The organism is Mesobacillus stamsii (assembly GCF_030814065.1).
GTDB lineage: Bacteria > Bacillota > Bacilli > Bacillales > Cytobacillaceae > Mesobacillus > Mesobacillus stamsii.
Genome location: NZ_JAUSUN010000001.1, coordinates 295,207 through 306,562, shown reverse-complemented (window position 1 = coordinate 306,562; position 11,356 = coordinate 295,207). Strand labels below are relative to the sequence as shown.

The window sequence follows — 11,356 nt, the reverse complement described above, 5'->3', positions numbered from 1 at the left end:
GAGGGTTAGCTCGGTCAGTTTTTGTTGGCTAGGAAAAGCAACGATAAGTCGAGAAGCCCCCACTTCAAGCGACCTGTAAGGGTGGTAAGTGGTGGAGTAGTTCACTAATAGATATGGCTTATAGTTTGTCTACCACATAGGTCTAGTAGCACTAGGTTGATTGGAACGGAAGGTGCGTAGACTCCTGCGGGATCAAGGAGGCTCACCGCACGCCCCGCGGAAAGCGAAGCAACCTGGAGTGGAGATCAACCGGTTCATTTTAACAAGGCCAACCTTTAAGGACTTTTTCAGTGGCCTCGAACAGGTCTTCCTTTTTTTTTGAATAAGAAAGTATAAAATTCACCTCGAGATTATCCAGCTCCAGCGATTGTCGGGGCTGACCAAGGGTTTGCGCTTTTCGCAGACAAAAAAGCAATAAATTTTCCTGCTTTTGCATAAAAAAACAGCAAACCACTAATTATAACAAATGTGTTTTTTAACGGCTGTTTTTCCGATAGCGCAGTTCTATTTTTGTACAGGCTGTCATAGAAATGGAAAGGGAGTAAAAAGTTAAGGAGGAAGGAAATGCAGGATTATCTAAAGCGTTTGCTCATTGCCGGGTTAATGGGACTCTGTATCAGCTTGCTGTTTCTTGGCGGAAAACACACTAAGGCAGAAACGCTCGATATACCAGAGTTAACTTCAGATTGGGTATGGCCGGCCGGAGGAGTCATTACCGACCTGTATGGAACACGACATGGCCATCATAAAGGAATTGATATTGCAGGAGGCTTGAAAACTCCGATACATAGTGTGGATAACGGTATTGTGACAAAATCCTATTATTCAGGTTCATACGGTCATGTAGTATTCATTAAGCACGAAAATAACTTGGAGACTGTTTATGCACATTTGAATAACAGGATGGTTAAGGAAGGACAGGAAGTTAAGCAGGGAGATGTTATCGGCCTTATGGGCAATACGGGAGATTCCTCCGGTGTTCATCTGCATTTTGAAATGCATAAGGAAAAATGGACTTACGAAAAAGAAAATGCTGTTGATCCCGTTTTAGCATTAGGAAACACCGCTGTCGGCGAGCCTGTTGAGGCGATGGCGTTGGCGAGGGCAAAAGAATCTACAATGGAAACAGTCGGCAAGCTACAGTTGCCAGCAGAAATTGCGATAAATCAGCAGGATAGTTGGAAAGCTGAATCGAATGATAATTTGCAACAGAAATTACCGGAAGTCAGTCAGCGGCAGCCTGAAATAAAGCATATAGTTAAAGCTGGAGAAACGCTTTGGTCGCTCGCGAAAATGAATGATACGACGGTAGAGGTAATCAAGCAAAGCAATCAGCTCAATAGCGACCAAATAGCCAGCGGAGTGGTGTTAGTCATACCAAAGCCTATTGAAAATAAGTATATCGTCGTCTCCGGAGACACTTTGATCTCGATCGCCAGGAAGACCAATACTACAGTCAATCAGCTAAAAGCATGGAATAACTTACAAACAGACACCATCCAGCCGCAGCAAGTATTGGACACCCGTTAAGCAATTTCTTGTTCCTGTGATCACTTGAAAGTATAATAGGGAAAAGAGTCACAGGGAGGAATGGGAACAATGCTGACGGATTATCATAATCATTTGGAAAGAGGTACATTAGCGCTAGATTATTTGAAACAGTTTACCGATGCAGCAAGCATAAATGGAATACAGCATTTTGGGATTTCAGAGCATGCATATCATTTTTATCAAACATCTGATATTTTGCGAAATAAATGGGTAGATGAACGAAGGTTCTATGATATGTCCGATTATGTCCGTCTATTTGAAGAAGCCTGGAGAAATGAAATAGACGTGAAGATGTCGATTGAGATGGATTATACCCCCGGAAAACATGCGGAATTGGGGCATTTTATCAGAAGCTATGATTTTGACTATGTGATCGGATCGATTCATTGGATTGGAGACTTTGGAATTGATCTCGCGGAGTACCGAAAAGAATGGGATAAAAGGGATGTAAAGGAAGTATACCGAAAGTACTTTGACCAGGTCGTTACCCTGGCTCAGTCCAATTTGTTTGATATTATTGGACATATTGATCTTGTAAAAATCTTTAACTATGTACCTGAAGAGGAAAGCTTTCTATTGGAGCAGTATGAAAGAGCGACAACGGCACTTGCACAATCAAAGACTTGCGTGGAAATTAGCACTGCTGGATTACGGAAACCTACTCAAACCTTGTATCCAGATAAAAGGCTGTTGCAAATGTGCTTTGATAAAAAAATTCCGATTGTATTGTCTTCAGATGCCCATGTCCCGGAACATGTTGGCGCTGATTTTGACCAGGCCCTTGAGCTTGCGAAAGAGGTTGGCTACAAAGAGGTCATGACTTTCTCAAAAGGTGAACGAAAAGCAGCTCCGCTCGGGTAAGGAAAAAACAGGCCTCTCATTCAATTCGAGGCCTGTTTTCTATCATGAAAGAGTAATGGTATTGATTGTAACGATATCTTGCAGCGACTCAAGCTTGGTGAGCATTTCATCGGAAAGTGGCTTGTCAAAGGATAGGACCATTATGGCTTCGCCGCCGGCTTCCTTTCTGCCAACCTGCATGGTTGCGATGTTCACATCATGGTCGCCAAGTATCCTTCCTACATTTCCAATCACACCTGGACGGTCCATATGCTGAATATACAGCAAATTTCCTGATGGATGAAAATCAATATTAAAGCCATCGAGGCTGACTATCCTCGGGCCATAGTGATCAATATAGGTTCCTCTCGCTGTAAAAGCTTCTCCGTCGCCGCTTGCAGTGACGGTCACTGTGTTGGCATAACCGAATGAATTACCTGTTACCTTTTCTCCGACCATGATTCCACGTTCTTTCGCGATATGGATCGCATTCACTTCGTTAACTTTCACCTCAATTCGGTTTTCAAAAAAACCTGCCAGAAGTGCTTTCGTCAAATAGGATGTTTCCAGTTCTGCTGCAGTTCCTGAATAGGTGGCTGTCAATTCATTGACACCTTTGTTATGGCATTCCGAGACGATTTTGCCCATTTGCTTTGCCAGCTGGTGGAAGGGCTGTATTTTTTCATAGATATCTTTAGACATAGCTGGTAGATTAATCGAGTTGGCAACAGGTTTATTTTCAAAAAAGGACCTGATTTCCGTGGCTACCTGTGTTGCGACATTCAGCTGTGCCTCTCTTGTCGAAGCACCGAGGTGCGGAGTGACAATAACGGAATCAAGCGAGAGCAAAGGATGGTCTCCTGGAGGTTCGACTTTGAAAACGTCTAAGGCTGCCCCGGCTACGTGGCCAATTTCAATAAAATGAGCGAGGGCCATCTCATCAATGATTCCGCCTCTGGCGCAATTTAGGAGATACACGCCTTTCTTCGTCTTGCTCAAGGTCCTTTCGTTAAGAAGCCCATTTGTTTCTTTCGTCAATGGTGTGTGGACGGAGATAATATCCGCTTCTTGAAGAACGTTGTCGAAGGTGGATAGCTGGACGCCTAACACCTCAGCTCGTTCGGTCGTTAAGAATGGATCGTACACTTTAACCGACATCCCAAAAGCCTTTGCCCTTTTGGCAAGCTCCGATCCAATCCTTCCTAAGCCAACGATTCCTAGCATTTTGCCGTAAAGTTCATTTCCGATGAACTGATTTCTGTTCCATTGCCCACTCTTTACATTAGCGTGCGCCTGCGGGATATTCCTCATCAATGCTGCCATCATCGCAAAAGTATGCTCAGCAGTGGAAATCGTATTTCCATCAGGAGCATTAACGACGACGATTCCTCGTTTTGTCGCAGCTGTGATGTCGATATTATCGACCCCGACACCTGCCCGACCGACGATTTTTAGAGAAGGCATGGAGTCGAGCAGTTCGGCCGTTACCTTGGTCGCACTTCTTACCAATAACGCATCCACTTTTTCTAAACTGACGAGTCCGGAATCAATTCCCCCTGAATATACTTGTGCCTGCTTCCACTCCAGCAATGGCTGTAAGCCTTGTTCCTTGATTGAATCAGCAGCTAACACCTGAAACATAGTAGATCACTCCTTATGTAAATAAAAACAATTTTCAGATCATTTTACAAGACGAATATTCTTTTGTCAAATGGTCCGAATGTTCATGAATAGTATGTAAACGCTATCAATTCAAACAGTTCTTATAAGCTATCCCGGAAAATTTCCGAATTTTTGAAGATCATGAGTTTAGCTTCCACAGTGAAGAAAAGGTGCTTTAAAGACATAAAACCGTCACAAGCAAACACCTTCACAAGTATTCTTTTTTTCAGTATAATAAACATGTAAATGAATATGGTCTATCTTCGGGGCAGGGTGAAATTCCCGATCGGCGGTAATAAGGTTAATTCTTTAAGCCCGCGAGCCTTTGTGGCAGGATTTGGTGCGATTCCAAAGCCGACAGTAAAGTCTGGATGGGAGAAGATGGAGGTTCTGCAGGCGTTCAAAAATTGCAGGTTTGAACGGCTATTAAGCATGCCTTAGTCGTCATTCCCTCAAGAATAAAACTTGGGGGATTTTATGTGACAAATGGTATGTGTGCATGAATCTTTCTTCCTTATGTGAGATGGATCTCTAAGGAGAGAGGAAAATGAAAAATCTTAGTGTAAAAGCAATGGTTTCAATTGGAATGTTGAGCAGTATAGCTTATGTATTAATGCTGCTAAATTTTCCGCTACCGCCGTTTCCAAAATTTTTGATGGTCGATTTCAGCGATCTACCTGCATTGATTGCTGCGTTGATATTCGGCCCAGCTGCAGGTATTTTAGTAGAACTTATAAAGAATATTCTTGATTATTTCATGACAGGCAGTGAAACTGGAGTGCCAGTAGGCCACGCCGCCAACTTTGTAGCAGGAGTTTTATTCATACTGCCAACTTATTATATATATCAGCGAATGAAAACGAAAAAAGGCATGACATTTGCCTTAGTGTCAGGGTCAGTAAGCATGGCGATTTTCATGAGTGTCCTTAATTACTATGTATTCCTGCCCGCCTACACCTTATTTTTGAATATGCCGGCAATGTCAGGTCCAGAAACAAAACAGTTTATTGTGGCTGGGATCCTGCCCTTTAACTTTGTGAAAGGCGTACTGATGTCTGTTGTCTTCATGCTAATGTTTGCAAGAATGAAAACGTGGATGGAGAGACAGCAAAACTATAAAAGTGCCTAATTGTCTAAAAAGAAAAAGCGACGGCCTGCACCGTTGCTTTTTCGCTGTTTAATGATCATTATTTAAAAAAAATTCCCGCTTACTAAGCGGGAATTTATGTAAGGATTTATTCAAACTTCGTTGCGTCTCCGTTAAATGGTTCATCTGCCACTTTTATTGAGTCAGTTGGGCAGCCTTCAAATGCATCCATCATGTCATCGATTAATACGTCTGGAATTTCAACGATGCCTTCGTTGTCATCAAGTGTTACGAAAGCGATGCCTTCGTCGTCGTAATCATAGATATCAGGAGCAGCCGCACCGCAAGCTCCACATGCAATACAAGTTTCTTTGTCAACGATTGTGTACTTAGCCATGATATAATTCCTCCCAAGTGTTTAACAAAATAATATGCTAATCTTCACTGATTTCAGTGAAAACGTATTCCTCAATCCTATTGTAAAACTGTATCGCCAACATTTCAATAAAAAAAGTTTTGAGAATGTTTATCAGATAAGTTTTTGCAAGAATGAAACGCTGAAAATAAAACATTCTGCCTGTCATTTTCATGTTAAAATAATGGTATATTATTTTCCTGCTATAGCAGGAAGGGGATTTTTTTCTGTTTCCGTAAAGGATTTATTAGCATTACAGTACAAGGGTGATCGCATGGGGTTAACCTATTTAGAGTCGGTTGTTTTGTCAATATTGAAAAGGATCAATGGCGAGAGAACGATCTATGCCCTGCTACATCTTTTACAAGGGAAACGGTCCTCGCAAACGATCCAGGATGCCCATCTATATAAACTTACTCAGTATTTTTCTACCTATCCCACAGTCAGCCGCTCTCGGCTGGAAAAAATGATGGAAAGCCTGAAGCGCGGAGGATTAGTTGAGGAGATAGCAGAAGGAAAAGTCCTATTAACATCCAGAGGAGAAGAGAAGCTTAGACTGCATTTAGCTAAATGTCCACTTCCTGAATTTTTAAATGGCTGGAAGTACCATCAAGTAACCGAGTCTTTCTGGGAAAGGTTGACTCTCCTTGTTCAGGTGAGTTCAAATTTGATCCATCAAGAACGTTCCTATATCCCCATCCGTAATAAGCAAGAAACGCTTAGCTGGGTGAAGCAATTTATTAAACAGCAAAGCGGGGATCGTTATACTCTTGCTGAAAGGCTGTATGAGGAACTGATTTCCGCTTTGGAGAATAGTGCAATCAAACCGGAATTGGTCATAATAAGGTTGACTGGCTTCAAAAAAATTGGTTTGACGCTCTCGCAAGCCTCTGAACAGATCGGGATGGAACCGACTCATTATCACTATGAGTTTCTGAACTGTTTGCATTTCATGTTTAACAAAATACTCGATGTTCCATCTGCATATCCACTTCTTGACGGCTTATTAAATAAGGCAGAACGTTTGGAGCCATTGACCCTCTCTGCAAAAAAAACATACAAATTGCTCCAGCTGGGTTATAGTGCGGATGAGGTTGCCGCAGTCAGGAATCTTAAGCAAGGCACAATCGAAGATCATATTGTCGAAATTGCGCTTATAAAAACGGAGTTTGATATAGATTACTATGTACCAGCTAGCAAACAGGAGAGAATTTTGCTGGCAGCACAGCAGATTTCTGCGAAAAAATTAAAACAAATGAAAGAACGAGTGACGGATGCCTCCTATTTTGAAATCAGGCTTGTGCTCGCTAAATATGGTGATATCGAATGGAACTGAAACAGTATTTGGCCAAATATTTTCCTTTTCCTGATTTCCGACCTGGCCAGCATGAAACAATTGAAGCAGTCATTGAGAAAAATCATACTATTTCCATGCTGCCGACAGGGACCGGAAAATCACTGTGCTACCAATTGCCTGGGTACCTCCTTGAAGGAGCTGTATTAGTCGTTTCGCCCCTTCTGTCGCTAATGCAGGACCAGGTGGAGCAAATAATGGCCATGGGTGAAAAAAGAGTGATTGCCTTGAATTCCTTCCTGTCTCCTCAGCAAAAGGCATATGCGCTTCTGAACCTTGAAAACTTTAAGTATATTTTCCTATCTCCGGAAATGCTGGGAATGGAGTCTGTGCAGGATCGGCTGAAGAGGCTGTCTGTGGCGCTGTTCGTTGTGGATGAGGCTCATTGTATCTCGCAGTGGGGGTATGACTTTAGGCCGGATTATCTTAAGCTAGGGGAATTCCGCAAGAAGCTCGGAAAACCGTTAACGCTTGCATTAACCGCAACTGCCACTGAGGAAGTTCGTAAAGATATCGCTGAGAAGCTCTATCTTGAGGAATGGAAGGAAGTAGTCTATTCCGTCGACCGTCCAGCGATTTCACTCGCACTGGAGCGTGTAGCTTCTTTCCGGGAAAAGCTGGAGAGGACACATGAGCTAGTGAATTTTCTTAAAGGACCTGGGATCATCTATTTTTCCAGTAAAAAAGTAGCTGAGCAAGCAGCTTCACAATTGAGGGAAAAAGGCACAAAGAAGGCAATGGCCTATCATGGAGGGCTTGATTCGGAAAGCCGTGTCCTGATCCAGCAACAGTTCATCAATGGACAGTTGGATGTCGTTTGTGCCACCAGTGCTTTTGGGATGGGCATCAATAAGGATAATGTGAGGTACGTCATTCACTTTCACATGCCTATGCAGCTTGAGTCGTATCTTCAAGAAATCGGCAGAGCTGCAAGAGATGGATTGGATTCCATTGCCATTTTGCTCTATTCTCCAGGTGACGAGCAGCTGGCGTATCAGCTTGCTGAAGCCGAGCTTCCAGATCAATACCAGGTGGAGAGATTGTTCGGCGTTCTAATGGAACAGCAAATTCCTTACGATGGTTTAAGTCAGCGAGCTGAAGAGTTATCGATGGTTTGCGGCTTCACTGAGATCCAATGGAGAATTATCATGGAGTACTTGTCTAATCTGGAGAGTCAAAATTATTTAGCAGATTCGGAAACTCTCATGCAATTGGTTGAAAACCGTATAGCTGTCAAAAAGCAGCAAATCCGGACAATGCTAGACTGGATTCAGACTCCAGGGTGCAAAAGGGAATTTATCTTGGAATCATTTAATGAAGAACTGGCAAATAAGCCCGCAAATTGCTGTAGCAGCTGTGGAATCAATAGGGAGCATTATAAAGAAACCAAGTCATCCATTGAACAGGAGGAAACTGTGATGGATTGGAAACATGACTTGGCTTCCATTTTATTAATAAGTGAGCGAATAGAATGAAAGATCGATATAAAGAAACGGTCGCAGGTCTTACTGAAAAGGAACTGCTGTTCCATCTGACAGCAACGCAAATTTTCCTATTAACGATTTCGGCTATTTTGGGAATGTTTTTGTTTGATAGCGTAAAGGAATTCAGGGGATTATTCGTGTGGGACGATCGAAATATCTTATTGTACGGATTAGGGGCAGGGGTAGCGGTCGTTTCGCTCGACGTCATCCTTATGAAATATTTACCGAAAGCATATTATGATGATGGTGGGTTAAACGAAAGAATTTTCAAGAATAGGAGTGTCCCAGAGATCATGTTGATCGCAGTGATCGTTGCTGCCAGTGAAGAGATTCTCTTTCGGGGAGTCATCCAGACAAATGCAGGTCTGATCGTTTCAAGCTTCGTTTTTGCAGTTATGCACTATCGTTATTTGTTCAATTGGTTTTTGTTTATGAATATTATTTTTTTGAGTTTCTTGATTGGCTATATTTATTTAATCACGAACAATCTGGCGGTGACCATCGTTATGCATTTTGTTATTGATTTTATCATAGGATTGATCATAAAATTCAAGGCTCATCCAGCAAATGGGGGAACAGAAAGTGAATAAGGAAAAACCGATCAGGGACCAGGCGGAACGGCTGAGAAAAAGGGTGGAACGCAAATCTGAGCGGAAAGCGGAGCAAAAGGATACATTGCCACCTAGAAGTGAGCTCCATCGACAAAAAAGCAAAAAAACGAAAGTGAAAGTGAAATACCCAGTGATCAGAATGATGGCATTGGTATTCATCCTGCTGCCGATTTCTTTTTTTAGTATCCTTTCCTATTTGGAAGGAAAGGAGAACCCATTAAAGAAAACGTTTGAGCGAGCAGGAGTGGAAATGATCACGGTTGAGCGAAAGGAAAACGGGACAAATAGAAAGCTCGAAAAAAAAGAGCTGGCACCAGTACTCAAAGATGATGCTGAACGTACGGAAGAAATTGGGCCAGTCACAGCAGCGCCTGCACCTTCAACAGCTTCTTCCGTTAACAGTGACAAGGACTCATCCGCCGCGTCTGCTTCTTCTAGCTTGGAGGCAGGAGAAACAATTCTCTATCATACTGTAAAACCGAGTGAAACCTTATTCAGAGTGGCAATGACCTATTATAAGTCTAAAGATGGGATCGAGATCATTCAGAAAGCAAACAATTTGGAGGGAAATGAAATTCGTACAGGACAAGTGCTGAAAATTCCGATAAAAAACTAACAATTTTTGATTGAACAACATATCTTCATGGACAAGGTCATAAAAATAGTAATAGGGGGGCTTGCCATGGAACAAGAAATTATCAATCTGGATGAGCGTACAGATCCTGCTACTAAACAAATGCTGCAAAATGTAATAGATCGGAAGAAAAAATTCGATCGATATACAGCAAGGCATCTTTTATCGGTATGGATTACAATAGGGTTGACCTCCATCTATTTTTTCTATCTTTATGTAACCGTGATACAGCCTTATTCATATTCCTTCGCAGAAATATTTTCAGCTTATGTCCAGAATTCTGCAAATCTATCTTTTCTTATTCTGACGGCGGGAACATATGGACTGATGGTTTTGCTGAAGGAGAAGCGGGAAAAAGCCGAGAAAGAGTACCAGGGCTTACGATGTGAAATCGTGGACCGCAGCAAGGATCTATGGAAGAAAGAGGAGGAATGGAAAAATCGGCATCTTGTTTTTGATATGATGAAAAAGAAATTTGATATCAATCTTTATCATGAGAATAAATAAGAAGCATCCAGTTTGGATGCTTCTGCTCTGCCTTAGAAAATTTTCTTTTTTCCCTGCTCTTCCTTCAAGATTTCTACCGCTTCCCGAAAACGCTGAGAATGGATGATTTCCCGTTCCCGAAGGAATCTTAACCCATCATTTAGATCAGGGTCATCGCTCAAATTTATGATCCACTGGTAAGTTGCTCTCGCCTTTTCTTCTGCTGCAATGTCTTCATATAGATCAGTGATAGGATCACCCTTTGCCTGTATATAGGTTGCTGTAAAAGGCACCCCCGCCGCATTATGATAAAATAAATCCTTGCCGTGATCTGCGTAATGGCCAGCCAAACCAGCTGCTTTTATTTGGTCAGGAGTAGCATCCTTCATCAATTTATAAACCATAGTAGCAATCATTTCCAAATGAGCAAATTCTTCGGTGCCAATATCAGTTAAGAGCCCAATTACCTTATCAGGAATCGTGTAGCGCTGGTTTAAGTATCGCAATGCTGCTGCCAGTTCTCCATCTGCCCCTCCGTATTGTTCAATCAAAAATTTTGCCAGCATTGGGTTACAAGCACTAACTTTTACAGGATATTGTAACTTTTTTTCATAAACCCACATTTCCCTTCCCCCCTTCTAAGTTAAGATTATATTTGCCAAGGCCATGGACCTTCTGCCCAATTCCAAGGGTAATCAGAATAGCTGTTGCCATATTGCTGGAGAGGGCCGTACATGCTTTCAACGACCCTTTTTAATCTTCGTCTTTCTTTCGCGAACTGGTTAAACTGATTGATGGATGGATAATCTTCGGGATGGGTATCCAGATACAGAGTGAGCTCAACAAGAACAAAATCAACCGCCTGAAGTTCTTCCATCGCCGCATAAAATTCCTTCGGCAATTGTTTCATGATTGATCCTCCTCCGTTGAAACCTCATATGGTGAATACCACGGATCATAGAAAAATTTCCATAATGTTCCAATTTTTAACGCTTCCATTGGTGTAAACTGTTCAAGATTTGGTGGCTGGTAGCCAAGAAAAAGACTCGGTGGTGTCGAATACGCTTTCGCCTTAATGGGCGGACACGGATCGAAGGGACTGACATATGGGTACCAAACTCTTCTGTGTGATGACAATTTAAGTCCTCCTCTATCTAAACTTCATTTCATTTTATGAACAAAATTTTATTTCATGTTAAATTTATCTTGTAAAGAAGGGATTTTTCTAGAAA

Annotated in this window: 13 protein-coding genes and 1 riboswitch; of the genes, 8 read left to right on the top strand and 5 right to left on the bottom strand. The window is 42.1% G+C overall.

Annotated features, from left to right (window positions below; genetic code table 11):
* Positions 1–564: 564 nt before the first annotated feature.
* Together J2S25_RS01655 and J2S25_RS01650 are read left to right on the top strand one after the other, a co-directional pair.
* Positions 565–1,530: a M23 family metallopeptidase gene (locus J2S25_RS01655; protein ID WP_044394887.1), complete on the top strand. Its 966-nt coding sequence runs from the start codon at positions 565–567 to the stop codon at positions 1,528–1,530.
* Positions 1,531–1,599: 69 nt separating this feature from the next.
* Entirely contained in the window at positions 1,600–2,412 is an 813-nt protein-coding gene (locus tag J2S25_RS01650) for a histidinol-phosphatase (protein WP_307191043.1), read from the top strand.
* Between the two features lie 42 nt (positions 2,413–2,454).
* On the opposite strand, the gene serA is transcribed toward J2S25_RS01650, so the two are convergent.
* Positions 2,455–4,032, bottom strand: coding sequence for a phosphoglycerate dehydrogenase (gene serA, locus J2S25_RS01645; RefSeq protein ID WP_044394891.1), 1,578 nt, complete (start codon positions 4,030–4,032; stop codon positions 2,455–2,457).
* A gap of 276 nt (positions 4,033–4,308) precedes the next feature.
* Positions 4,309–4,440: riboswitch (FMN riboswitch) on the top strand.
* 160 nt (positions 4,441–4,600) lie between these two features.
* Here serA and J2S25_RS01640 point away from each other — a divergent pair.
* Positions 4,601–5,182 (top strand): ECF transporter S component, encoded by a 582-nt coding sequence (locus J2S25_RS01640; RefSeq protein ID WP_044394895.1) that lies wholly within the window; start codon positions 4,601–4,603, stop codon positions 5,180–5,182.
* Between the two features lie 106 nt (positions 5,183–5,288).
* Here J2S25_RS01640 and J2S25_RS01635 read toward each other — a convergent pair whose 3' ends face one another.
* Positions 5,289–5,537, bottom strand: coding sequence for a ferredoxin (locus J2S25_RS01635; protein WP_042457981.1), 249 nt, complete (start codon positions 5,535–5,537; stop codon positions 5,289–5,291).
* Between the two features lie 292 nt (positions 5,538–5,829).
* Here J2S25_RS01635 and J2S25_RS01630 point away from each other — a divergent pair, with 292 nt between their 5' ends.
* The 5 genes from J2S25_RS01630 (at position 5,830) to J2S25_RS01610 (ending at position 10,145) form a co-directional block, all read left to right on the top strand.
* On the top strand, positions 5,830–6,891 hold the full coding sequence (locus J2S25_RS01630; RefSeq protein ID WP_307191036.1) for a YpbB family protein: 1,062 nt from the start codon (positions 5,830–5,832) through the stop codon (positions 6,889–6,891).
* Positions 6,882–8,384, top strand: a complete 1,503-nt coding sequence (locus J2S25_RS01625) for a RecQ family ATP-dependent DNA helicase (protein WP_307191035.1) — start codon at positions 6,882–6,884, stop codon at positions 8,382–8,384. The genes J2S25_RS01630 and J2S25_RS01625 overlap by 10 nt, the downstream gene beginning before the upstream one ends.
* On the top strand, positions 8,381–8,983 hold the full coding sequence (locus J2S25_RS01620) for a CPBP family intramembrane glutamic endopeptidase (protein ID WP_044394903.1): 603 nt from the start codon (positions 8,381–8,383) through the stop codon (positions 8,981–8,983). Before J2S25_RS01625 ends, J2S25_RS01620 begins: the two co-directional genes overlap by 4 nt.
* Positions 8,976–9,620, top strand: a complete 645-nt coding sequence (locus J2S25_RS01615; RefSeq protein WP_044394905.1) for a LysM peptidoglycan-binding domain-containing protein — start codon at positions 8,976–8,978, stop codon at positions 9,618–9,620. Before J2S25_RS01620 ends, J2S25_RS01615 begins: the two co-directional genes overlap by 8 nt.
* A gap of 66 nt (positions 9,621–9,686) precedes the next feature.
* Positions 9,687–10,145, top strand: a complete 459-nt coding sequence (locus J2S25_RS01610) for a YpbF family protein (RefSeq protein ID WP_044394908.1) — start codon at positions 9,687–9,689, stop codon at positions 10,143–10,145.
* 32 nt (positions 10,146–10,177) lie between these two features.
* Here the strand turns inward: J2S25_RS01610 and J2S25_RS01605 are convergent, their stop codons facing one another.
* The 3 genes from J2S25_RS01605 to J2S25_RS01595 are packed head-to-tail and all read right to left on the bottom strand — an operon-like array spanning position 10,178 to position 11,261.
* Positions 10,178–10,747 (bottom strand): manganese catalase family protein, encoded by a 570-nt coding sequence (locus tag J2S25_RS01605; protein ID WP_044394910.1) that lies wholly within the window; start codon positions 10,745–10,747, stop codon positions 10,178–10,180.
* 26 nt (positions 10,748–10,773) lie between these two features.
* Positions 10,774–11,034 (bottom strand): spore coat protein CotJB, encoded by a 261-nt coding sequence (locus J2S25_RS01600; RefSeq protein WP_044394912.1) that lies wholly within the window; start codon positions 11,032–11,034, stop codon positions 10,774–10,776.
* Entirely contained in the window at positions 11,031–11,261 is a 231-nt protein-coding gene (locus tag J2S25_RS01595) for a spore coat associated protein CotJA (RefSeq protein WP_307191034.1), read from the bottom strand. Before J2S25_RS01595 ends, J2S25_RS01600 begins: the two co-directional genes overlap by 4 nt.
* Between the last annotated feature and the right edge of the window lie 95 nt (positions 11,262–11,356).